The following is a 24,446-nucleotide window of genomic DNA, read 5'->3' as shown; positions in this document are numbered from 1 at the left end:
TTAGGCCAGTAAGATGGCTTGTTTCCTCCTGCCGCTTATTGTATAATTTCTCCCAGCACTTAATTCTTGGGGGGATTTCATGCGCAGTACTTTGACGAAAGTAGCGGAATTTTTGGGCTTTGGCGATAAGCCGTCGGAAGCCGCCGCGCCTCTGAAAGCCGCGACCGCGCGCGTCACGCAGACGCCGGTCAAATCCGAGCCGCGCGTGTGGAAGCCGCAGCCCGTGCGTTCTCTGGCCGCCAATGTCTGGCTGGCCGAGCCGCGCAATGCCGGCGCCGACGCCCGCGATATTGTTTCCGCTTTGCGCGCCGGCTATATGGTGCTCATCAATTATAAATATCTCGATGTGCAAACAGCCCGGCAGCTGATCGATTTTGTCGGCGGCGCGGTGTACGGCAACAACGGTATTTGCCGCAAGATCGGCGCCAATGTGATCTTGTGCGCGACGGTCAATCTCAATCTTGAGGACGGCAGTCAAAGCGCGGAAGACCTTTTGAATGCCGCGCCGGAAACTCCCGCCGAGCAGCCCGCGCCGGAAGCCGGTCAATATCTGGCGGCCACCGGCACTTACACGGCGCAGCCCTATGCCGCGCAGCCAGCTTATCAAAACGCGCCGGAATACGCCGCGGCGGCGTATTAATCTTATGAAAGTTTTAAAAAATAAACGCAGTAATTTTACGATCTCCCTGGAGATCGAGGCGGATTATGCCGATGTCGAAAAAGCCACCGAACCGGCTTTTCGGGAATTGGCCAAGGACGCTAAAATCCCGGGTTTTCGGCCGGGTAAAGCGCCGCGCCCGATTTTTGAGAAGCATTACGGTACGGCGCTTTTGCTGGAACGCGCCTCGACTATCGTGATGAATGACTGTTACCGGCAGGCGCTCGATGCGGAAAAACTCCAGCCGGTGGATTATCCGCGCGACGTGGAAGTGAAAGCCTTGAGCAGGGAAAAAGGCTTTGTTTTCGCGCTGGCCGTCGATGTCAAGCCGGAAGTGAAGCTGGAAAAATACAAAAATTTAAAGATACAGCGTCCGGCGGACAAAGTTTCCGCCGAGGAGATCGACAAAGAATTGGCGCAGATCCGCGAGTATCACGCCGAGTACAAAGCTGTCGAACGTCCCGCCCAAAATGACGATCTGATCGGCTATGCCATCAAGGCTTTTACGCTGGACGGCCAGCCCCTGACGGCTTTGACCAAAGAGCGCACCGGCACGCGTATCGGCACGAATTTTATGTCGCCGGATTTTGACCGGGAAGTTGCCGGTCTGCGCGTACAGGAGACCAAAAAATTTAAGATCAAAGTCAATGCGGATTATTTTGTCAAAGAAGCCGCCGGTCAGGAAGTGGAAGTTGAGATTTTACTGCTGGAGATCAAAGAGCGTGTTTTGCCGGAATTGACCGATGAATTTATCCAGAAAGTCAGCGCCAAACAGTCGCTGGCCGAAATGCGCGAGGAGATCAAGGCCAATTTAGAAAAACAAAAAAAACAGACTGCCGACAGTCAGGCTAAAAATAATTTGCTGGAGGAGCTGGTTAAGGCCAATGATTTCGCTGTGCCGGAAGCTCTGGTGCGGGAAAAGATCGATATTATGCTGCGCAATCTGGAGGCCGATCTGCGAAATCGCGGTCTGGAGCTGGCTAAATATTTGCAGATGCTCAACAAAACTAAAGACGCTCTGCGTCAGGATTACCGGCCGGCCGCCGAAAAACGCGCTAAGTTGGATTTGCTGCTGGAAAAGATCGCCGAAAAAGAGGAAATTAAACCAGGCGCCGAGGAGATCGATACGGAGCTGGAGCGAATTTTAAACGGCGGACGCCGCGAGCCGTTGCCGCCTGAGGAAATTGAAAAATACAAAAAAACTCTGCCGCCGGCGTTCAAGGAAAATATCGCGCGTTATTTGACCGAAGACAAAACGCTGGACTTTTTGCTGAATAACGCTAAAATAACTGAACAGTAATTATTCAGGGATTTCTGAATAAGGTATATTTATCCGCGCCGCGGGTATAATATAGCAAAATAACAAGGGGGTTCTTTATGCCGTATGTGCCAACAGTTATCGAACAGTCTTCCAAAGGAGAGCGCGCGTTTGATTTATACTCGCGCCTGCTCAAAGAAAGGATTATTTTTGTCAGCGACGAGATCAACGACTTAACCGCCGGCTTGATCGTCGGCCAGTTAATTTTCCTGGCGGCGGAAGATAAAGAAAAAGACATTTCCATGTACATCAATTCGCCGGGCGGCGTGGTGACAGCCGGTTTGGCGATTTACGACACGATGCAGTACATTGATCCTAAGGTTTCGACGATCTGCATCGGGCAGGCGGCCAGCATGGGCGCTTTGCTGCTGGCCTCCGGCGCGACCGGTAAACGTTACGCTCTGCCCAACGCGCGCATCATGATCCACCAGCCGATTGGCGGCGCGCAGGGCCAGGCCACGGATATTCAGATTCAGGCCAATGAAGTGATGCGTTTGAAAAAAGCGATCAATGACATTTTGGTCAAGCATACCGGCCAGACTATGGAGCAGATCGAAAAAGACACTGACCGCGATTTTTTTATGTCGCCGGAAGAAGCCAAAAAATACGGCCTGGTCGACGAAGTCATTTCGCCGACCAAATTAAAATAACAATGCTGACCGGCAGCAATAATAACGCGATCTGTTCCTTTTGCGGTCGGCGCCGTGATCAAGTGCGGCAGATCATCGCTGGTGTTTCCGGCGGGGTGATCTGCGACGAGTGCATTAACCGCTGCAAGGAAATGCTTGATGCGGAATTAAATCCGCCGCCCCGCGCCGACCAGCCTTTAAGTTTTTCGCTGGAGACGCTCAAAATCCCGACGGAAATCCACGCCAATCTGGACAAATATATCATCGGTCAAGACCGCGCTAAAAAAATTATGGCGGTGGCCGTCTACAATCATTACAAGCGGCTGCTCTCCAATCAGGATAAAAACAATCTCGATAAAACCGAATTGTCCAAAAGCAATATTTTGCTGGTCGGGCCGACCGGTTCGGGCAAGACGCTGATCGCGCAGACCATAGCGCGTTTTCTCGATGCGCCGCTAGCTATCGCGGACGCGACGACTTTGACCGAGGCGGGTTATGTGGGCGAGGATGTGGAAAATGTTTTGTCGCGTCTGCTGCAGGCGGCTGGCGGCAATCTCAAGAGAGCCGAGATGGGCATTGTTTTTATCGATGAGATCGACAAACTTTCACGCAAATCGGAAAACCCCTCGATCACCCGCGATGTCTCCGGTGAGGGCGTGCAGCAGGCCCTGCTCAAAATGATCGAAGGCACTGTCGCCAATGTGCCGCAAAACGCCGGCGGCCGCAAACATCCGCAGGGTGAGTTTATTCAGATGAACACGACGAATATTTTGTTCGTTTGCAGCGGCTCGTTTTCCGGCATCGACGAGATCATCTCACGCCGCGCCAATAAACGGACTATCGGTTTTGAGACCGCCGCGCAAAAAAAAGCCAAAGCCGAGCACAAAGATACAGTTTTTGAGGAAGTTTTGCCGGACGATCTGCTGAAGTACGGTCTGATACCGGAGCTGATCGGCCGTCTGCCGGTGATCGCCGCGCTCAATGAGCTGGACGAAAAGGCCATGCTCGAAATTTTGACCAAGCCGGAAAACGCGCTGGTCAAGCAGTATCAGAAGCTTTTGCGTTACGATAATGTAGAGCTGCAATTCACCCCGGACGCGCTGCGGGAAATTGTCACGCTGGCCTTGAAACGCAAAGTCGGCGCGCGCGCCCTGCGCTCCGTGGTGGAAAGCGTCATGCTCGATATTATGTACAGCGCGCCAGTGGACAAAGAGCAGCGCGAGGTCGTCGTGGACAAGGACAAGGTGCTGGAAAACTACACGCGCCGCGCCGCCAAAATCAAAGAAGACGCCGCTTAGAACTATTTTATCTCTATATTCTGGCCAAAATAGCTTAAACAAAACCCCCGTTTTTTAAGACGGGGGTTCTTTTGATAGGACACTTCGCCAGCGTATCCGCAGGATACTCCGCTCAGTGTCCGTGGTGTCTTTACCCTATCGCGTCTTTGCCGGTTTCTTTCGTTCTGATCCGGATACATTCTTTAAGCTCGGTGATAAAAATTTTACCGTCACCGATCTTGCCGGTGCGCGCGCCTTTGGTGATGGCCTCGACTGTCTTGTCAACGAAATTATCGTTGACCGCGATCTCAATGCGCACTTTTTTCAGCAGATTGATCTCCGAAACCACGCCGCGGTAGTTCTCGGTGTAGCCTTTTTGCTGTCCGGCGCCGATCACATTGCTGACGGTCATTTTAGACACATCCGCGTCGAATAGAGCTTGTTTTACGTCCGGCAGTTTTTCCGGCTGAATAATCGCAGTAATTAGTTTCATTTTCTTGCCTCCTTTTGTTTATTTAGTTTATTCGTTGCTGAAAATCTCAAATCCAGCGTAGGCCTCCTGGCCGTGTTCGGAAAGATCCAGGCCTTTGAGCTCTTCCTCGCGGCTAGCGCGCAGGCCGATCAGGTATTTAGCCGCGGCAAAAACCAGCGCGGATGCAAGGACTGTCCAGATTATCACAACGAGCGAGCCTTCTAGCTGGATCAGCAGCTGCTGCCAGCCGCCGCCGAAAAATAAACCGTTTACGCCGTTGCCGTACTGGCTTTCTGCGAAAAGCCCTAGAGCCAGTGTGCCCCAGATGCCGCAGACTAGATGCACCGAAGACGCGCCCACCGGATCGTCGATATGTAGAACCTTGTCAATGAATTCCACCGCAAGTACTACCAGCACGCCGCCGATCAGGCCGATGATCAGCGAGCTGGCCGCGCTTACATCATAAGCTGGCGCGGTGATGGAAACCAATCCGGCCAGAGAGCCGTTCAAGGCCATAGAGATATCCGGCTTGCCAAATTTAAACCAGGAAAAAAACAGCGCGCCGCACGCTCCCGCCGCCGCCGCCAGAGTTGTCGTGACCAGCACCAGCGAAATGTTAGCGTTGGTCGCGGCGATAGTCGAGCCGCCGTTGAAGCCGAACCAGCCGAACCACAAAATAAACACGCCGAGCGCCGCTAGCGGAAGACTGTGCCCGACAATCGCTTTGGAACGGCCGTCAGCGCTGTATTTGCCGATACGCGGCCCCAAAAAAGCAGCGCCGACCAGAGCTGCCGCGCCGCCGACGGAGTGCACCACTGTCGAGCCGGCGAAATCCAGAAAGCCTTTTTGCGCGAGCCAGCCGCCGCCCCAGATCCAGTGGCCGACTACCGGATAAATGAAAGCGCTGATAAACACGGTGTAAAACAAATAGGCTTTGAACTGCGTTCTCTCGGCCATCGCGCCCGAAACGATTGTCGCGGCGGTCGCGGCGAACATCGCCTGGAAAAAAAAGAAACCGATGTCCCACATATCCGTCACGCCGTTCAGGAAAAAATTGCTCGTGCCGAAAAGTCCGAACTTGCTGGCGCCGAACATCACCCCGTAGCCGATCGCAAAATAAACCGGACAGCCCAACGCAAAGTCCATTAAATTTTTGGCGATAATATTGACCGCGTTTTTCGCACGGGTAAAACCTGTCTCGACCATCGCAAAACCCGCCTGCATCCAGAACACCAAAAACCCGCCCAGCAGCATCCAGATCAGATTGACCGCGCCCCGCTCGCCGCTGACCGCGATGGTTTGCGGCTCCGCCATAGCCGCCGCGCTGAGCAGCAAGGCCACCCAGCCTAGCCGCGCGCTCCCTCTCTTAAAGATTCTCTGCAAAATTCGCATAAAATACTACCTCCTTAAAAAATTGATGCTCTGGTGTTTGCAGGAAATATGCCAGATCAGAAAAACAGCGCGTTTACGCCCAAAAAAAGCGTCCGGCGCAGTGATCGTATTACAAAAATGTTATTATTTGACTATATATGATACAAAAATGTAGTAAATATAGCGCAGCAAAATTTCCTTTCGCCGCGAATTCTGATATTCTAAAGCAATGGATTATATTCTCGGCCTCGAAACTTCCTGCGATGAAACGGCGGCGGCGGTAGCCGACACGCGCGGCGTAATTCAGGCCAATGTCGTCGCCACGCAGATCGACACGCACAAAGATTACGGCGGTGTGATACCGGAGATCGCTTCGCGTATGCATGTCGAGGCGATCAATATTGTTATCGAGCGGGCTTTGCAAAAAGCCGCGAAAAATATGAGCGGCATATCCGCAATTGCCGTCACACAGGGACCCGGGCTGCTCGGCGCGCTGCTAGTCGGGCTGCAGGCCGCCAAAACGCTGGCTTACATTTACCAAAAACCGCTCATCGCTGTGAATCATCTGGCCGGGCACATTATGGCCAATTTTATTTCCGCACAGCCGCAAAAAAAAATGGACATCCCTTATCCTTTTTTGTGTCTGCTGGTCAGCGGTGGACACACGCAGCTCATTATCTCCCGCGCGGCTGGCCGGTATCAGACTATCGGCCGGACTATTGACGACGCGGCGGGAGAGGCCTACGACAAAGCGGCGCGGATATTGCGGCTCGGTTATCCAGGTGGCCCGCTCGTGGACAAGCTGGCGCAGAGCGGCGATCCCGCAGCTATAAAATTTAGCAAAGCCAGGATCCGCGTGCCGGAAAGCGAGTTTGATTTTAGTTTCAGCGGGCTTAAAACCAATGTGCTGAATTACTGCCGGCAAAATCCGGCGGCGCGCGCGGCTGACGTCTGCGCGGCTTTTCAAAAAACCGTCGTCGACACGCTGGTGGAAAACACGCTGGCCGCCGCGCAAAAATACAATATCGAGCATATTTATCTGGCCGGCGGCGTGGCGGCCAATCAAACCCTGCGCCGGACACTGGCGGCGGAAGGAGAACACCAAAGGCGGCGCGTGCATCTGCCGGACTTAAAGTTCTGTACGGACAATGCGGCGATGATCGCCGGCGCGGCTATACAGCAGTGGCAGGAGAAAAGCTTTGCGCCGCTGAATATTCAGGCGCAGCCAAATTGGGAATTGTAAATTAAGTTGTTTCCGCTCAAGCAACTTTCATTACATAAATCACCGTGTAATAACTCGGCACTATACTTACCATTTTGCTGAATAATTTGATTTTATTAGACAATCTTGAGAGAGTTTCTATGTCTCGCTGGCGCGAGACACCTCACCGCAGCTGCCGCTGCTGCCTCTCCTTGGCAAGGAGAAGCTGGCTGTCGCGTAAGCGACAGACTGGTGAGGTGTTTTACCGCAGGCAAAACATCAGAAAATCTAACGCCCGGTCTGCCAAGGACATAAATACCGAAATTTAAGCAACTTTCATTATGTAAATCACCGTGTAATAACTCGGCACTGTATTTATAGTAAAAGGCTGATTCCCGCCCGTGCTTTCTGTAGATTTAATGCCTGTGATTATAACACTCTTTATGATGAAATGCAATATGCATTTGCTCAATAATGCAAATTGGGGCAGTTGTTATATTTATAATTAATCAAGATACTCAAGAAAGGATATGGCCTATGGACAGTAAAGCCGTCGAACAAAATTTAAAATCCTTGATCAGCAAAAAGCTGGGACAGCTGCGCTCGAAAAATCACAAGACGCTGGAAGAAAGCGCCGATTTTTTAGATCTAGATTATGCTCAGTACTGTAGGCTGCTCAAAGGACAGCAGCTGCCGCATCTGGCCACACTGATGCGGATCAATCAGGCTTACGGTCTGGACATGAACTGGTGGTTTAAAGACTTTGCCAAAACTAAGCCAAAAATTCCCGCCCGCGCTGTACCGCGGGTCAATGAACAAGAACTGCTGGAACGGTTCAGCCAGCTGGATCACAAATCCCGCAAAATTCTGCTAAAAATGCTGCGCCGGTTTACCGGCGGACAGGGTCAGGAACTCTATAGTTTTATGATTTCCAGCCAGCCAGTCCGGTAAGCTACTTTGACATTCCGCAGGCCGATCGCGCCGACGTAACGCGCCGTGTGGTTTTCGATAAGCACATTTTGGCAGTCTATGCTTTCCGCGGTCAGTTTTTTTTCCAGCCCGGCGATAATTTCTTTGGCGCGCTGTGCCAGAGTCTGCGGACAAATCAAAATCCCGTTCTCGGAATTCACCACCAAAAGGTCTTGCAGGCCGGTGATCTGAATTTTCTCCGCAGTGTAGTTGATAACCAGATTGTTCTGCGCGTCCACCGGATAATATTTGCGCAGGGCGATCCAGCCGCCGACATCATTCCATGCCAGCGCGGGCGGCGCGGGCAGCAGCTCCATATTGGCCGCTTCTTTTTCCATGACGGCATAGTCGATCGAAATATTCTGCTTTTTAGCTTTGATGATCTGGTACTGACGCGCGATTTCCGCCGACAGATTTTTGGCAAAATCGATGCCCTGCAGAGCGCTGTAAATTTTCGGCGCGTCCTGTGCCAAAGCCGCCAGCGCGGTCTGGGCAGTCATGGCAAATATTCCGGCATTCCAGAAATAACCGCCCTCCGCCAGATATTTTTGCGCCGTCGGCAGATCCGGCTTTTCCACAAAACGCTCTACATTCAATGCCGCGCCGGAGCCGCTGGTTTTTATGTAGCCATAGCCGGTCTCTGGACGGTCTGGCGTGATGCCGATCGTGATTATTTTGCCGCCGGAGGCGCGCTCAACGGCCCGCGCAAACAGCTGCCCAAAAACCGTTTTGTCCATAATGTGATCCGCCGGCAGAAAAAAAAGCACAGTCTTGTCGTCCCCGGTTTTTTGCCGCGCGTAGAGAGCGCAAAGACCCACAGCGGCGGCGGTGTTGCAGCCAAAAGGCTCGGCTAAAATCTCCGTTGCTTTGCCGCACTGTTTGCGAATATCCGGCACATAACGTTCTTCCGGCGCCACGACAATCCGCCCGTCCGGCACGCGCTCGATAGTTTGCTGTAGCATAGTCCGGGCGCCGACCAGCGGCAGGAATTGCTTGGGCAGCTTGCCCGGCAAAGTGAGCGACAACGGCGCCAGCCGTGTGCCCGACCCGCCGGCCAGAATGAAAACGTAAGGTTTCATGTCAGGCATTATATCATCTCCATTTTATTTCCGGCATTATTTGTCTACTCAAGAAAAAACAAAAGTTAGTTTTGCGGAAGTTTCATGTTAAAATCCTGAAACGATGCGGCCGCTTAAAATTTTATTTAGTTTCTTGTTTTTGTTTTCTTTGGCCTGCGCCAAACCGGAAAAAATCTGCGGCGTGTACGTCAGCGTTTGGACGATGAATTATCCGGAACGCTGCCAGCCGCTGCTGAAAAATGTCAAAGAGAGCGGATTGAACACTGTCGTCTGCGACTTTGACGGCGCGAACGCGGTTTATCTGAAAAATCTGGACTACGCCAAAGAACTCGGCCTCTATCTCATCGCGCGCATTGTTGTTTTTGAGGAAGGGTTGGGCGCGACGTATCAGACCGCCGAAGACCCGCAAAATTGGCAGAGGAAATTAGCCCTGTCCCGGGAGGCCGCCGGGCTGGGCTTTGACGAAATCCAGTACGACTATATTCGTTTTTCCGACCGCGGCGCGCCTGATCCGCGTAAAAAAGACATCATCGAAAAATTTTTGCGGGACGCGCGCGTCTCTGCGAATATTCCGCTTGGCGTGGATGTTTTCGGCTCGGTGGCGTATCAGCCGCATCACATCATCGGCCAGGATCTGCGCCGCCTGTCGCCCTATATCGACGCGGCCAGTCCGATGCTTTATCCGTCGCATTTTTACGGCGACCGCCTGCGTCTAAGCAATCCTTACCGCACGCTGCTCGAAGGTTCGACACTCGGCAAAAACAAACTCGAGGGACGGCCGGTGCGCCTGATCCCCTATATACAGGGCTTTGCCATGAATCTCGGCTACGCCAGCATGAATTTGTCTAATTATATCCGCGAGCAGATCCGCGCCTGCGAAGACGCCGGCACGGACGGATTTTTTATCTGGCATGCCGGCAATGAATACGCGACGGCGCTGGCCGTGGTCAAAAATTACGGCGCGTTGTACCAGCGGCCGCCCAAAACCAAAAGCGAAATTTATCAGTATCTCGGCGTATCCGAAAACGTGCTATTGTATTAGGATTTTCTCTCCGGTGGCCGAAATCCCCACGCTTTGTTTTGTTCTTTTCCCTCGTTGTAAGTTATCTGCCGCTGTATCGCTTCGTCGTTTTGCAGAAGTTGTTTTATAGCATTAAATATCGTAGCGATTTGTTGGTCGTATTTCAAAAATTTACCGCGCTGTTTTTCCTGTTCTCGCAAAATTTGCTCTATTTTAATTCGCAGGTCTTTATGTGAAAGCAATATCTGCTGCAGCCTAGTAAAAGCACGCATGATTTGAATGTTGACTAGAATTGCCCGTTTACTGTTAAGCACACTGGAAAGCATTAAAATACCATGCTCAGTAAAAGCATAAGACAGATAACGCTGTCCACCCCAACTTGAGGTGCCATTTTGGTACCTCAAGTTTTCCATCTCCGCTTTGGTTAATTCAAACATGAAATCTATCGGGAAACGATAGGCATTTCTTCTAACCGCCCGCTTGAGCTGTTTTGTTTCTACTCCATACAATTCGGCCAAATCCAGATCCAGCATGACCTTTTTCCTGCGAATGAGCAAGATTTTATTTTCGATAAACTCTGCCTGTATTAGCAACTCTTGTTTCTTCATAAATTATGCTCCTTTCAGCAAAATCGCTAACTTTTTTGCCAACCTATAACAGGCAATAATGCAAGAAAAATGCCAAGCGGCGCGGCAATAGGAATACCGCATAATCAGCAACAACTGTTCCGATAAGCAGGATGTAATGTTGTAATGTTATAATTTAGTCATGCCGACATTTAAGAGACCGGAATTACTTTCTCCCGCCGGCGATCTGGAGAAACTCCAAACCGCGGTGCGTTTCGGCGCGGACGCGGTCTATGCCGGCGCGGGAGATTATTCGTTGCGCACAGGCGGCGGTTCTTTCACGCTCAATGAGTTAGGCGCGGGCATTCGTTTCGCGCACGAGCACGGCTGCAAATTTTACCTGGCGCTCAACATTTACGCTTTTGATCAGGAGTTGAAAAAAATGCTGGCCTATTTTAAAGCGGCGGAAAAACTCGGCATTGACGCCGCGATCGTTTCTGACGCGGGAGTTTTGCAGATACTGCGCGAGTCCGGCACAAATGTCAGGCTGCACATCAGCACGCAGGCCAATACGACTAATTCCGCGGCGGCGCGGTTTTGGCTGAATAACGGCGCGGCGCGGATCATCGCGGCGCGTGAGCTTTCTCTGGCGCAGCTGCGGGCAATCAAAGCCGCCGTGCCGGAAGCCGAGCTGGAAATTTTTGTGCACGGCGCAATGTGCGTCGCCTACTCCGGCCGCTGTCTGCTCTCGCGGCATCTCACCGGGCGTTCGGCCAATCACGGCGAATGCGCACAGCCCTGCCGCTGGGAGTATTCTTTTCGGCCGGCGGACACCGCGGAAACTTTTACCGCCGAGGAAGACCGCAACGGGCTCTACATTTTAAACTCCCGCGACCTCTGCCTGCTTGAGCATCTGCCGGAACTGCTCGCGGCCGGTATCGACAGTTTCAAAATAGAAGGCCGGATGAAATCCGCTTTTTATGCGGCCATGACGACCAAAGTTTATCGCCAGGCTCTAGACACTTATTTAGCCGCGCCGGAAAAATACAGCGTCCGGCAGGATTGGCGTGACAATCTGGCCAAAATCTCGCACCGGCCTTACACCGACGGCTTTTTGTTCCCCGGCGGCCAGCCTACGGAATATCCGGAAAGCTCCGCGTATCTCAAGGGCTGCGATTTTGTCGGCGTGGTGGAAAATTATGATCCGCAAAGCCAGCAAATAACGATCTCCGGCCGCAATCAATTTGGCGGCGGCGATGAGCTGGAAATACTCGACCCCAAAATTAACGCCATACAAAAAATTAAGCTCAGCCAAATGCGCAAAAGCAATGGCGAAATGATCACGACGGCGCATAATTCTTATCTGGTTACCGCTGAGCTGCGCGGCCAGGATATTGATCCGGTCAGCAAATACTCTATACTTATCAAAGCTCGAAGATGAAAAAACGTTATTTAACACTCGCTGGTCTGCTGATTTTGCTGGGCGCCGCCTGGCTGCTGCAGAGCGCCGGCCGTCTCGAGACGGAAAACACCGCGCCGGAGAAAAAAATCGAGCTGGCCGACACTACCGTGCGCGGCTACAAAGACGGCCGGCTGCTCTGGTCGCTGCAGTCGCGTTACATCTGGTCGGCGTTGAATATCGATCATGCCGTGATCGAAAATATTTACAACGGCAAATTGTATGACAATGGCCGCTTGCTGCTGGACGAACTTTCCGCCCGTAAAGTGCAGGCCAACGCGCCGCAGGAAAGACTGCATGCGGACAAAGGCTTTCGCGCTGTGCTGCGCCGCGGCGGTCAGCAGCCGGTGAGCATCTGGGGCGAGCAGCTCAATTACAGCGCGGCCAATAAAAGGTCGACGCTACAGAAAAAAATCCTGGTCGTTGACCGCGGCACGCGCATTAACGCCAGCCGGGCGGAGATCGACCATGCGGCGCAGCAGTTATTTTTTGGCGCGGACACTGTTCTGGCGCGGCCAGACACGACCCTGACCGCCGAGGAATTGATCGTTGATCTGCGGCAGGATATTTTTACCGCGCGGGGTAAGGTGCGCCTAACGCGCGAAGCGGAGCAGACCGCCAATGAGCTGCGCCGCGCGAAAACGCAGATCTTCGCGGACGCGCTGCAGGCCGATGTTGCCGGCGATTTCGCGCAAATGACCTTGAGCGGCAATGTGTTGATCCAACAGGCCGGCAAACAGGCGTCCGGCCGTAGCGCCCTTTACAGCGAAAAAGAAAATCTGATCTACCTGTCGGACGGTGAGTACACTCAAGCGGAAAACAACGCGGTGGTCAAAGCTCAGAAAATTATCGTGGATATTGCCGCGGAGAAATTCACCGCCGCCGGCGCCGCCGAAGCCGCTATTCGTCTGCCTCCGAAGCAATAAAATTCTGTTTGAGAATATCCGCCGCGCTCTTGGCGGGATCGGGCGGCAAGTTCTTGGGCGGCGCAGTTTTTTTGACCTGCGCGACTTTTTGCGGATCAAGATCAAGCTCATTAAATATTTTGGACAGCTGTTCTTGATTAAAGAGTTGAATGTTGTCGTTAAATTTATTGTTTTCCGGCATGGGTAAATTATAATATGACTGTACGCGTATCACAATGCGCGCACGGGTATAAAAATACGTATTCTGGGTATATATAGAGCATGGCTGACAAAGAAAATACCGCTGTCGAACTGCAGATCAAGCCGCAGGTCAAAGCCCCTCTGCCCGAGGTCAAGCTCAAACCTGCGCCCGCCAGCAACAACACGTCCGAGCTGGTTACGCATTTGCTTTTACAAAAATATCACCAGCTGCTGGCTAAAATTCAGGAACTGAAAAGCAGAATATTAACTTTGCCGTTCCTGCAAAAAATATTTAAATACAAAGACACAGCGCTGGAGTACAAGAAAAAAATTACAGATAAAGACAAACTTAACACGCAGACCGCTCAACTTAAAGAGAAAGCCTTAAGCCAGACCAAAAATATGCTGGCAAAATTCAACAAACAATTTCAGCTCGACAACAAGCTGACCAGGCTCAAGGATACCGTCGGCAAAGATGCTTTGCGGCATTTGTTCCAAAACAAAATCCAGCGCGTTATTCAAGCCAAACTCGCACAGGCCAAAGAAGACATTCAGGAGATACAAGCCCGCGGTCAGAATATTCTGAACAGCAGCCTGCGCAGCAGTCTTGAGAAAAAGAAACAGCCAAAATAAAAACTTACGCGCGGCCTTAATAAATTTTAGGGCTGAGATTCAGAATTTTGGAAATAGCTAGAATTAAAACGTTCGTTGAAAAAGTCTTCATACGGCTGGTGCGGGCTGGCGGTGTAAGTATTATTGCCAGTGTTCAGTTCATAATCATAAACCATTTCCCGGCCGAGGTCAGTTCTGGACAGCGGACGTATGGTCATAGAATAGTAACGGAGCGCGCCGTCCGGCGGACTGGCCAGCTGGACCAGCATATGATTTTTAGGCAGTTCGATAACATAGCCATCCGGCAGACTGATATTGTATAAAAGAGTTTTGCGTTTGGATTGTTCCTGCTTGAAATCTTTGGCCGCGATCTTGATAATGCCCTTGATCGCGCGAGGGTCGCCCATAATGACCACGTCGTTGTTGGCGCAATTCTGGATGATTTTTTGATAGGCGGCGCGCATGGGCGCTGGAAATCTTTTCTCTACATAAATATTCATGCCTCGAACTTTGACGCTGTTGTGTTTGGCAAATTTGATAATGTCATACCAGGGATTATCCAGCGCCGCCCAGGAGCCGTAAAATACCCGCAGCTTGTTCTGCGGATGATTAGCCTGCGGGTCAAGGTAAATATGATGCTTGCTGCCCAGAGCGCGCATTGTCTGATATAGATCCTGCCAGACGGCGGAGTCCAGCGGTTTGGGTTTGAGCATCTTCCACAAGAACTGATCGTATTTTAAAGCGCAGAATAAAGTGTGCCAGGTAATTTCGTGTCCGACATAATTCGGTATTTTAGGATCGATCTCCTGCCGCAGATCGTTCAGAAAATCCTGGGTCATAATGACCGTGTAAGGGGCTTTTACGCCGCGTCTTTGATTGGAAGCGTATAAAATAAAACGCTTCAGAATGGCCGCGGTCTGCGCGGCAAAAGGGAAAGACGGCAGGGACGAACTCTGCCTATTCTCCGCAGATTCAGCATATTCGGCAGCGGGCAAAAAAGTTTGCCAGTTAGCCAGCGCCGCCTTGGGCAGGGTTTCCAGAATGTTTTTTTTACGCCGCGCCGGGCCGGCCACAAAAGGAATGTTGTCCTGAAAATAGCGAAAATCCCGCCAGAATATTTCCGAGTTCATAAAATAATGCGTCAATTCCTCCAGAGTTTCCGGCATTCTCTCGGTCTGGCTGTAGGCCGGCAGATCATAAAAAAAAGCGCCGGGCGTTTCCGGCAAAGCAAAATATTCCTCGATATTGTCAATATCTTCCTGGCGGTACTCCATATAATTGTCGATAGAAACTATGGCGATCAGCGGCTGGGCGGCGCGCGCTTGCAGCAGTTTGGCGTTGCTGGCCAGTACCCATTCAGACAACGGGCGACCATTGAAGCGGATATTTTCTTTGCCGCCGGCCGCCAGACCCAATAAGCCCGTCCGAAAACCCTGACCGCCCTGCACGGCAAATATGACATTTTTTTGGAGAGGCTGGGCCAGAGCCTCGCATTCCAAAACCTGCTTGACCTGAGCGTCGCCAGGATTTTGAAAATAAGCGACCCTGGCCGGCTCGGCGGCCTGAACCACGGGCAGGCTCTTTTGAAAAGGCGTGTATTTTTTATTCATTTCGGCTTTAGAGAAAAACAAATAATGCTGTTTGCTCCAGCGATAATTATGAGCGGGACTTTTATAATGCCCTTGAATGATTTCCGGACCATGCAGGGTAAAATCGCCACGGTCTGAATTAAAATCTCCCCTTTTTTGTTCCAGCTGCTTGCGCAGATCAGCGCTCATATAATCAAACAAAGCGTTCATCTGACGGCAGTATTCCGCCAGCATTTCCGCGGCTGGTTTATGTCCGGCGAGCAGGCTTCGCAGCTCTATATAGTCCGTGCGGCGCTGCAAATATTCCTGCAAATGGCGCAGGATTTCCGGATCCGGATTATTGATCAATTCGCCGGGGTCCAGTAAATACAAACGGCCGCGATAGTAGCCCAGATCAGCGATGATATTGGTGTCCATGTCAAACAAGCCGCGTTTCCAGAGCTTGTGCATCAGCGCGGTGACATCATTGAGCAGAGCGTTGAAGCCGGGCAGGTCATTTTTTTTGATAATTTCGTGCAGTCTGCTGCGGACTACTTCGGCTTTGGGCATGACTAGAATATTGTCTTCCGGGGTGAAGTGGTAAGTCCGCCCCCGATAATCGGCCTGAAAAGGATTTTTCTGCCGTGACATAGGGATGATCAGGTTCTTGCCGCGCTGAAATGCCAGCGGATAACCGGTGGATTTATAATCTTTATTCTCCGCCAGAGAGATCAGCCGCAGAATAAAACTATTGGCTTCCGGCCAGGCGCGCAAATGCGGGATCAATCTGGACAACAGGGGGTGTCCGGTCAATTTATCCGTCAGACTGTGTTCGACCAGCCGCTGGGCGTAGTCTTGCCGTCGCATAGTTTTGCGGTCAGGCAGGAGCAGATATTTCAGCATATCGTAAAAATCCACGTCAAAATTTTCATTAGGTATTTTGAGAACTTTATTGCGATATTCAAAAACCATGCCGTCCGCGCCGCCGGCAATGAATTTCAGCTCGTTATGTGGATCGCTGTAAGTATAGTTTCCCGCCGCGGCCAGTATTTTGAGCATTTCTTCCAGCACATTCCAGATCGCTTTTTCGCCGGAAGTAATATTCAGCTGGCTGGTATTGTCGTTGAAAGCTACCGGAAATTCTTTAATGATCTCGGGTAGCTGCTGCAAATTTTCTATTTTGGCGACCAGGCTCTCGATTTTTTCAGCCCAAGAAGTTTCCTTAAATAGATCCAGGAGCGTTTGTTCGGCGATTTTTGGATCTTTGTCTAGCTCTATGCCAGCCCACAGGAGATTGTCGTAATCAAGCTCGGCCGAGAAAAGTGACAGCAATAACTCCGTAATAGCAGACGGGTTGTCCTGCATCAGCCAGAAAGTTTCTTCCTGCAGTTTTGACAGGATTTTTCTCTGCTGCTCGACGATTTTTTTCAGCTGTTCTTTCTGTTCTGGGCCGGACTGGCGCGTTGTCCAAAACGGCTGGCTGAATAATTTTTTGAGAAAAGTTTCATGCTGGGCGGCCAACGGCGGCAATTTGTCCAGCTGTTCTTTGATTATTTTGTCCCGATCATAAACCACCGCCGCTTTATTGAGCAGCTCTATTTCCCAGCCGTAACCGTCCGCCGACCAGGGCGTGGTGTCCAGTTTTTCCCAGACATTTCGCCCGACTATTTTTAAACCGGTCTGAGTATCCGCAACATCTTGCAGTTTGGGAAACAAGCTTTTGATCAAAATGTTCAAGACCAGGCTGCGCAATTCCAGCGCCTGGGATTTGTTCAGGACTTCGCTGAGCTCCAGCCGGCGCGAACCGATCAGCACGGCGTCTTCGGGATTGTGGTAATTTTCCAGAGTCCAGGCCAGCAGGGGCAGGGTTTCCAAAATGCTGATCTTGTAGGAGTGATCCATAAAAGCCAGCAGTTCCGGCGGATTATGCTGCCGGGACAGCACAGCCCAGGCATGCCGGATAAATTTCCCCTTGGCAAACTCGTCGCTGACGGGCAGGTACGTTATCCTGATCTGTTCTGTGGCCAAACTCTGGAGGTGATTTTGCTCTTCCGCCGGGGTTGGCCGGCTGCTGTCGGCTCCGGCGATGACTATCTCAAATTGCAGATTGGGCAGGCCTTGAATATGGCTCTGCAAATCTCGCAAATGAGTGCGCAGAATAGCTAGAGAATCCGGGTCCAGCCTGCGGTTATTTAAAAACACCAGTCCGACCTTGAGCGGCGCTGTCCGTCGGGGTAGGGTATTCCGCAAAATGTCCACAGCGGCGTTGATGCGTGCCAGTTGTCCCGGTGTATAAGTTTGCGCGGTCAGGGACGCCGGTTTGAAATTCCGGGCGGCCTGAATGTCCGCCGTGTAATGAGCCAGCCAGGCGGACAAACTTTCGTTACCCCCCCCCCCCCCGCGCTGTATGGCCGCCGCGCCGTCCACGCCCAGCAGCGCGCTGATAATATTGCGGCCAAAAAACAAAGGAAAAATAATTTTTAGATAACGGCGGTCTTTGCGCAGCAGCTCCAGCGCCGGCAAAAGCTCAGGGTAATTGGCGGTTAGAAAATCCAGCAAATGGCTGCGGCGTAAAATATTGAAACAGCGGCGTCCAGCGGCCAGTAATTTTTCCAGACTGTCTTGAGTGATGGCGTCAGGGTCGTAAGCCAGCTGCTCGATAAGCTGCTGGGCTAGCCGCAAAAAATCCCGAATATCTTTGACCTGCACCCTGGCCAGCAGCTTGAAGCTGTTTCTGGTGAACGCTGTCAATTTGGGGTTTTCCGCCAGTCTTCGCAGCGCCGGATATTCCGGCTCGGCCTGCAGCCGCGCCAGCAGATCTTCCAGACCGGCGTTTTTCTCCTGCCGATAAATCGTTTGGTAAATACGTAGCAAGCCTCCGGCCATGGCCGCGGCCTGATCCGCAGACCGGGATTCGTAAGGCGAGTCCCGCCAGACCGCCGGAATTTCCGCGATCTGATAACCCGCGTTTTGCAGCAGCTTCAATAACTCTACGTCAAAACTCATGCCCAATTCTGTGAATTGAGAATGTACCGCCCGCAGAGCCTCCGGGCGCAGGGCTTTTAGTCCAGATTGCGTGTCTTTGACCCCCAGACCAAAACCCAGCTCGACCAGCAGATGATAAACAGTCGAGTAAAGATTGCGCTCCCGGGATTTATTAGCCACCACCGCGCCGGGGATGCGCCGTGAAGCGATCACGGCCGCCGCCTGTCCGGTGTACAGCTCTTTTAGCAAAAGACCGCTGACGCCCAGATCGTGCGAAGTGTCGCTGTCGGTGTAAATAATAGCTGCCGGCTGGCCGGTCAGAGCTTTGCGCAAAAGCAACTGGATCATTCCGCCTTTGTGGCTGTTCTCGGTAAAACGCTTGACCTGTTCCAAAGGGTCAGCCGGCGCAAAGATGCGCTTAAAGATTTCTGAATGTTTCTGATACTGGGCGAGCTCTGGCAGCAGCTCTTCCGGAAAAAAGGTTTTTACTTTAGCGGCAAAAGGGCTTAACTGCGGGGTGTCCAGCAATTTTCTGATCTGCGCAACGGTGCTGCTTTTGGTCTTGGCGGTATCAGCGTAGTATTCATCCTCGGCGAGCAAAAGCTGCCAGTCAAAATTTTGCAAACCCTCAAAAAGATAATCCAACTGCTGGCACTTTACTGCCAAAAAATTTTCACCGGTAAAAATAGCGGACTGCGGCTGCAGCCGGTTAAGGTCCTGATAGACGCTGAAAACAAAAGTTATAGTCTGCCGCTCCGTTTGGCCGCGGTCTAGCTCCAGCATGGCCTGACGGGAAGCGATCAGATTTTGCACCAGCGCCCGGCCGTAAGTATCCAAACCGGAAAGATCCGCGGCCCGGGCTTGGGCTAAATACTGCAGAGGGTCATGCCGCCGCGCAATTTCCCGCAGCAGTTTTTTATAGTGGCTGGTTTCGGCCGTGGTCTGGCGTTTTTTGCCGGATAGATAATAGGCGTCCTTTTCCTCATCGGTCAGCCGCGGCGGAAGCTGTGCTGGTCCGGCGGCCGGAGCCAGAGTTTTTTGGTAGCGGTTGTATTTTTGTCCCAGACTTAAGATCGCCGCTTTATCCGCCGCCGGTATGTCCAGTCTGGCCAATTCGGTCAGCTTGAGCAGCTCGGTAAATGGATTGGACAGAACACGCGCGGTTTTTCGCAGAGATTCGATAATAGAAATGTATTTTTTCAGCATAAATAGCACAGACACTTCCTTAATTTGGAGTTTCCGCTTAATTTATCGAAGATTTCGGCCAAACATTTCATTTATTTAGGCTTGTATTTTATAGTATAGAGTAATCTTTTTCTGGTTTTCAAGATTGGCCTTGATTTGGGCAAAAGCTCGAAATAGCGCCGGTAATTTATTTGCAACAAATTTGTAATAAGTCGCGTTGTCAAAAAATTGGCAAGGTGTAATAATTTCCCACCTATGTGCAGAGTCGGCGCGCTAAAAAGCAAAAAATACACGCATCCGTCCAAAGTTTTGTACCTGATGCTGCCCCAGCAAAAAGGCCACGATAATTCCGGTTTTGCCATGGTTATGCAGGATCTGGGCGGGGTTTTCGCGCCGTACAAAAAACTGCCGCTGCTGTCTTACGCCGGCAATTCCGCCAGCGTGGAAAAAATTCACAGTTATATGCAGAGCCAGGGTTTCACCCTGCGTTTTGAGTGGTCGCCGCGCCGCGCGCCGCGGGCCGGTTTGGATATCGCGCTGCTGGAGCATTACAATTTTGAGGTTTATGATTATCCGTCAGGTTATCAAAATGCCGAGCTGGCCGTCAAAGAAGATCTCCTGACCGACACCCGTCTAGCTTTGCGCGTGCTGACCGCGGAGAACGATGGCGCTTTCGTTTATTCTTTTTGGCCGGATGTCCTGACGCTCAAAGAGATCGGCAATCCGGCGGATATCGGCGTTTATTTCAATCTCTGGCAGGAAGATACGGATTTTTGCGCGAAAATTATCACCGTGCAGTGCCGCCAGAATACCAACTACGCTATTGTGCGCTACGCCGCGCATCCGTTTTTCCTGCAGGGTTACACGGTGCTGGCCAACGGCGAAAATACTTTTTATGTAAAAAACAAGGAATTTCAAAGTTCGCTACACCGCGGGTACCTCGGCTTTGAGTCGGATTCGCAGTGTTTTCTCTATACGCTGCATTATTTGCAGCGCGAATTAAAATGGCCGCTGGAGTATTACAAGCATGTCATTACGCCGCTGCCGTTTCAGGATTTGCTGCGGCGTGAGGACAAAAATGTTTTGCTGGCCTTGCGCCAGTCTTTGCCGCATCTGGAAATCAACGGCCCGAACACAATTATTGGCGTGCTGCCGGACGGACGGGTCATCAATGTGAATGATTCCAAAAAACTGCGGCCGATCGTGGTCGGCAGTGACGGCGACATGGTGGCGCTCTCTTCCGAAGTCTGCGGCCTCAATGTTGTCTTGCCCGGGCGCGATCAGGAAAAAGACATTTATCCCCACGAGCGCGAAACGATCGTGATCGACAATAATTTAGAGGTAATGCGGTGGAAGCAGTAACGGTCAATGAATTGACTGCCAACGATCTGCCCTGGCGGATCGAATGGGATCCCTGCCGCTGTAAACTCTGCGGTAGTTGTGTCGCGGCCTGCACTTTCCAGGCGATACATGCCGCGATGGAAGCGCGCCGCTACACTTATTCGCAGGGTGACATACCGACACCGGTGGAAGGCGAGCGTTACGCGGTGCCGGTCATCAAGCAGACGACTACAGTTAAAAATCATTGCGTGGGCTGCGGCCTATGCGAAAAAACTTGCCCCAACCGCGCGATCCGCCCGCAGCGCAACGCGGACAGCCGCTGGGAGATTTTTGCGCGCGAGGGCGGCTCGCCGATCAAGCGCGGCGGCCGCGCCAATCTAAACGCTGGCGACCGGACTTTTGACAAGATTGTGGTTGGCCGGATTTCCCAAATGACCGATCCCTCGCTGGACGCCGAGCGGCATACTTTCGATATTCTGGCGCCGTTTGGCCGCATCCTGCCCGCGGACAAAATGCCGCTTTCAGTCGGCGCAGATGGCAAATTAAATCTCGACAAAACTCTGCCGCCCGTGCGCTGGATCTACCCGTTGATCTTCGGCGATATGTCTATCGGCGCTCTTTCGCCACGCGCCTGGGAAGCGATCTGTCTGGCCACGGCCTGTCTCAATGAAAAATACAATTTGCCGGTGCGCATGTGTTCCGGCGAAGGCGGCATGCCGCTGCGTCTGCTCAAATCCAAATATCTGAAATACATGATTTTGCAGATCGCTTCCGGTCATTTCGGCTGGAACCGTATCATCAAGGCCATGCCGGAAATGCCGGAAGATCCGGCGGGCATTTTGATCAAGATCGGCCAGGGCGCGAAGCCCGGCGACGGCGGGCTGCTCATGGCCGCCAAAGTCGCGCCGCATATTCAAGCGATCCGTGGCGTGCCGAAATCCGATCTGCTTTCGCCGCCCAATCATCAGGGTTTGTATTCTATCGAAGAGTCCGTGCAAAAAATGTTCCTCTCCATGAACGCGGCGTTTAAATTCCGCGTGCCGGTGGGTATCAAAACTTCGGCGACAGCTTCGTCGGTCTCTATTTACAACAATTTATTGCGTGATCCGTATCACATTGTCGGCGGCTATTTTATTGACGGGCTTTACGGCGGCACCGGCGCGGCCAATGAAGTGTCGCTTGACCACACCGGCCACCCGATCGTTTCCAAGATCCGCGACTGTTATCTAGCCGCGGTGCAGCAGGGACGGCAGGGGCAGATCCCGCTGTGGGGCGCTGGCGGCGTAGGCATGACCGGCAACGCGGCGGCGGACGCTTTCAAATTAATTTGTCTGGGCGCCAACGGTGTGTCTGTCGGTAAAATTCTGCTGCAGCTCATGGGCTGCGTCGGCAACGATCACGGCCGCTGCAATTCCTGCAACACCGGCCTGTGCCCGACCGGCATCACGACGCAGGACCTCAAGCTGGTGCGCCGTCTGGATGTGGACAAGGCCGCGCAAAATATTGTGGATTATCTGCTGGCTTTTGATCAGGAAATGCGCAAGCTGATGGCGCCGATCGGTAACAGCTCTCTGCCGGTGGGACGCTCGGACGCTCTGGTCGCCACGGACAAAGCGGTGGCTGAGCAGCTGAAAATACCATATGCGTGTTGATAAAGGATAAATTGAAATGGTCATAAAAATACAATCGCTGGAAGGCAGCAAACGGCTCTCGACACAGGAGCTGCTACAGGAAATTTATCAGGGGCTGGAGCGCGGCGAGACGGAATTTGAGATCGCCGCCTGCGGTCAGCACGATATTGGCGGGCCGCTCTGGTCGCCCAAAGGCCGCTTGACTTTTAAAGTGACCAATCCCGGACAGCGGCTGGGCTCGATGTGTATGGACGGCACGACTATTGTGGTCGAAGGCGCGACTTCGGCGGATGTCGGCTGGCTCAATGCCGGCGGCGAGATCATCGTGCGCGGCGACGGCGGAGATACAGCCGGACATTGCGCGGCTTCCGGCAAGATCTATATCGGCGGCCGCGGCGGCACGCGCACCGGTTCGCTGATGAAACATGATCCGGCCTATGCGCCGCCGGAATTATGGATACTCAAAAATATCGGTTCTTTCGGTTTTGAATTTATGGGCGGTGGCATTGCGGTGGTCTGCGGCGTGGACACGCCAGCCGGCCTGCCGCTGCTGGGCGACCGCGCCTGTGCCGGCATGGTCGGGGGTGTGGTGTATTTTCGCGGCGCCCCGGGCAATGTTTCGCTGGCGACGGTCAAGATCGCCGAGCTGGACGAGGCGGACAAAAAATTCTTGACCGCCGGCCTGCCGGTCTTCCTGCAAAAAATCCAGCGCGAGCAGTTATTAACGCAGCTCAAAGACCTGACCCAGTGGAAAAAAATTGTCGCCAAGTCTTACACGGAACGCGCCGCGGCTAAGTCTCAATTCGGCGCGGTCAAAGCCTTTCATAAAAACGAGTGGCTGCAAAATGTGCCGGGCGGGATTTTTGGCGATATTTATCCTGACGACAACCGCCTAATCACGCTGGTCAATCATGCGGAAGACCGGCTGCGCCTACCGGAATGGAAAAATTATATTTACTCCGCGCCCTGCGAATCGGCCTGCCACGCGGGTATTCCCTCGCAGCTCCGGTTTGCGTTGCTGCGCCAAAATAAGAGCGAGGAAGCCTATCGGCTGATTTTGGAATACACGCCTTTTCCCGGCTCGGTCTGCGGCTCGGTCTGCCCCAACCTTTGCATGACGGCCTGCACGCGCTGCCGGGTGGATACTCCGCTCAATATTAAAACGCTGGGGACTTTTAGCGCGGATCTGCCAGCGCCGCAGATCGCCGCGGCCACCGGCCGAAAAATCGCCATAGTCGGCTCAGGCGTGGGCGGCCTGACGGCGGCCTGGCTTCTGCGTCTGCGCGGCCATGCGGTGACTGTTTACGAAAAAGACGCGCAGATCGGCGGCAAACTTTTTCACGCGGTGTCACGCGAACGGCTCAATTTTGAGATTTTGCAAAAAGAATTAAAACGCCTGCAGTCTGTCGGTATTGAGTTTAAGATCAATACTCCGGTCGACCAAAAGCTTTATAAGAAACTCAAAAAAGATTATGACTTTGTTGTTCTGGCGGCCGGCGCTTATCAGCCGAAAACTCCGCCCTGGCCCGGCAAGGAAAAAATCCTGCCGTCGCTGGAGTTTTTGCGCAAGGTAAATAACGGTGAAAAACCGCCGATCGGTGAAAAAGTGGTGGTGATCGGCTGCGGCAATTCCGGTATGGACGTTATCTTTGGCGCGTACGCTTGCGGCGCCAAAGAAGTGACGGCTGTCGATGTACAAAAGCCCTCGGCTTTCGCGGAGGAGATAGCGCGCGCGGAGGCTCTCGGCGCCAGGCTGCTCTGGCCGGCTTTTACAGAAGCGATTACTGATACCGGCGTGAAACTAAAAGACGGCCGTGTGCTGCCGGCGGATACGGTGATCATTGCCATTGGCGAGACGCCGATCGTGGACGGCCTGCTGGACAAACCGGAATTGGAGCGCGGTTATTTGAAAACTGGCGCGGGCTGTTTGTTCGAGAGCAATGTTTACGCGATCGGCGATCTGGCCAAACTGGGGCTTTTGGTCGAAGCCATCGGCGG

The 24,446-nt window shown here is 52.5% G+C and carries 19 protein-coding genes; 13 read left to right on the top strand and 6 right to left on the bottom strand.

All coding sequences use genetic code 11. The features are described from left to right. Window positions 1-79 precede the first annotated feature (79 nt). From LBJ25_05285 to clpX, 4 genes are all read left to right on the top strand, one after another. Entirely contained in the window at window positions 80-640 is a 561-nt protein-coding gene (locus LBJ25_05285; protein MDR1453368.1) for a cell division protein SepF, read from the top strand. 4 nt (window positions 641-644) lie between these two features. Continuing rightward, window positions 645-1,958, top strand: coding sequence for a trigger factor (gene tig / locus LBJ25_05280; protein ID MDR1453367.1), 1,314 nt, complete (start codon window positions 645-647; stop codon window positions 1,956-1,958). Window positions 1,959-2,035: 77 nt separating this feature from the next. Continuing rightward, window positions 2,036-2,626: an ATP-dependent Clp endopeptidase proteolytic subunit ClpP gene (gene clpP / locus LBJ25_05275; GenBank protein ID MDR1453366.1), complete on the top strand. Its 591-nt coding sequence runs from the start codon at window positions 2,036-2,038 to the stop codon at window positions 2,624-2,626. A gap of 2 nt (window positions 2,627-2,628) precedes the next feature. Then, window positions 2,629-3,903 (top strand): ATP-dependent Clp protease ATP-binding subunit ClpX, encoded by a 1,275-nt coding sequence (gene clpX, locus LBJ25_05270; GenBank protein ID MDR1453365.1) that lies wholly within the window; start codon window positions 2,629-2,631, stop codon window positions 3,901-3,903. A 130-nt stretch (window positions 3,904-4,033) separates the two neighbouring features. Here clpX and LBJ25_05265 read toward each other — a convergent pair whose 3' ends face one another. Both LBJ25_05265 and LBJ25_05260 read right to left on the bottom strand, forming a co-directional pair. Beyond that, window positions 4,034-4,375 carry a P-II family nitrogen regulator gene (locus LBJ25_05265; GenBank protein ID MDR1453364.1) on the bottom strand — a complete coding sequence of 114 codons (342 nt, stop codon included), beginning with the start codon at window positions 4,373-4,375 and terminating at the stop codon, window positions 4,034-4,036. 27 nt (window positions 4,376-4,402) lie between these two features. Beyond that, window positions 4,403-5,668: an ammonium transporter gene (locus tag LBJ25_05260; protein MDR1453363.1), complete on the bottom strand. Its 1,266-nt coding sequence runs from the start codon at window positions 5,666-5,668 to the stop codon at window positions 4,403-4,405. A 286-nt stretch (window positions 5,669-5,954) separates the two neighbouring features. On the opposite strand from LBJ25_05260, the gene tsaD reads away from it, so the two are divergent. Together tsaD and LBJ25_05250 are read left to right on the top strand one after the other, a co-directional pair. Then, entirely contained in the window at window positions 5,955-6,968 is a 1,014-nt protein-coding gene (gene tsaD, locus LBJ25_05255) for a tRNA (adenosine(37)-N6)-threonylcarbamoyltransferase complex transferase subunit TsaD (protein MDR1453362.1), read from the top strand. A gap of 495 nt (window positions 6,969-7,463) precedes the next feature. Then, the gene (locus tag LBJ25_05250; GenBank protein MDR1453361.1) at window positions 7,464-7,877 is read left to right on the top strand and encodes a hypothetical protein; all 414 of its coding nucleotides are present in this window, start codon (window positions 7,464-7,466) and stop codon (window positions 7,875-7,877) included. Here the strand turns inward: LBJ25_05250 and LBJ25_05245 are convergent. After that, entirely contained in the window at window positions 7,841-8,974 is a 1,134-nt protein-coding gene (locus LBJ25_05245) for an NTP transferase domain-containing protein (protein ID MDR1453360.1), read from the bottom strand. The genes LBJ25_05250 and LBJ25_05245 overlap by 37 nt on opposite strands. 103 nt (window positions 8,975-9,077) lie before the next feature. Between LBJ25_05245 and LBJ25_05240 the strand changes: the two genes are divergently transcribed. Then, window positions 9,078-10,016 carry a putative glycoside hydrolase gene (locus LBJ25_05240; protein MDR1453359.1) on the top strand — a complete coding sequence of 313 codons (939 nt, stop codon included), beginning with the start codon at window positions 9,078-9,080 and terminating at the stop codon, window positions 10,014-10,016. Here LBJ25_05240 and LBJ25_05235 read toward each other — a convergent pair. Further along, window positions 10,013-10,603, bottom strand: coding sequence for an ORF6N domain-containing protein (locus LBJ25_05235; protein ID MDR1453358.1), 591 nt, complete (start codon window positions 10,601-10,603; stop codon window positions 10,013-10,015). The genes LBJ25_05240 and LBJ25_05235 overlap by 4 nt on opposite strands. Before the next feature lie 160 nt (window positions 10,604-10,763). Here LBJ25_05235 and LBJ25_05230 point away from each other — a divergent pair, with 160 nt between their 5' ends. Together LBJ25_05230 and LBJ25_05225 are read left to right on the top strand one after the other, a co-directional pair. Beyond that, entirely contained in the window at window positions 10,764-12,002 is a 1,239-nt protein-coding gene (locus LBJ25_05230) for a U32 family peptidase (protein MDR1453357.1), read from the top strand. Further along, window positions 11,999-12,946, top strand: coding sequence for a hypothetical protein (locus LBJ25_05225; GenBank protein ID MDR1453356.1), 948 nt, complete (start codon window positions 11,999-12,001; stop codon window positions 12,944-12,946). Before LBJ25_05230 ends, LBJ25_05225 begins: the two co-directional genes overlap by 4 nt. Here LBJ25_05225 and LBJ25_05220 read toward each other — a convergent pair. Further along, window positions 12,921-13,127: a hypothetical protein gene (locus tag LBJ25_05220; protein MDR1453355.1), complete on the bottom strand. Its 207-nt coding sequence runs from the start codon at window positions 13,125-13,127 to the stop codon at window positions 12,921-12,923. The two genes, LBJ25_05225 and LBJ25_05220, sit on opposite strands and share 26 nt — an antisense overlap. Before the next feature lie 80 nt (window positions 13,128-13,207). On the opposite strand from LBJ25_05220, the gene LBJ25_05215 reads away from it, so the two are divergent. Further along, entirely contained in the window at window positions 13,208-13,759 is a 552-nt protein-coding gene (locus tag LBJ25_05215; GenBank protein MDR1453354.1) for a hypothetical protein, read from the top strand. A 26-nt stretch (window positions 13,760-13,785) separates the two neighbouring features. On the opposite strand, the gene LBJ25_05210 is transcribed toward LBJ25_05215, so the two are convergent. Beyond that, window positions 13,786-19,497 (bottom strand): hypothetical protein, encoded by a 5,712-nt coding sequence (locus tag LBJ25_05210; GenBank protein MDR1453353.1) that lies wholly within the window; start codon window positions 19,495-19,497, stop codon window positions 13,786-13,788. A gap of 234 nt (window positions 19,498-19,731) precedes the next feature. Here LBJ25_05210 and LBJ25_05205 point away from each other — a divergent pair, with 234 nt between their 5' ends. The 3 genes from LBJ25_05205 to LBJ25_05195 all read left to right on the top strand — a co-directional run. Beyond that, on the top strand, window positions 19,732-20,838 hold the full coding sequence (locus LBJ25_05205; GenBank protein ID MDR1453352.1) for a glutamine amidotransferase family protein: 1,107 nt from the start codon (window positions 19,732-19,734) through the stop codon (window positions 20,836-20,838). After that, the gene (locus tag LBJ25_05200; GenBank protein MDR1453351.1) at window positions 20,826-22,469 is read left to right on the top strand and encodes a 4Fe-4S binding protein; all 1,644 of its coding nucleotides are present in this window, start codon (window positions 20,826-20,828) and stop codon (window positions 22,467-22,469) included. The genes LBJ25_05205 and LBJ25_05200 overlap by 13 nt, the downstream gene beginning before the upstream one ends. A 16-nt stretch (window positions 22,470-22,485) precedes the next feature. After that, a partial coding sequence (locus LBJ25_05195; GenBank protein MDR1453350.1) for an FAD-dependent oxidoreductase occupies window positions 22,486-24,446 on the top strand: 1,961 nt, incomplete at its 3' end.

It is taken from the genome of Candidatus Margulisiibacteriota bacterium (assembly GCA_031268855.1).
Lineage (GTDB): Bacteria > Margulisbacteria > Termititenacia > Termititenacales > Termititenacaceae > Termititenax.
This window is presented reverse-complemented; position numbering and strand designations above follow the sequence as displayed.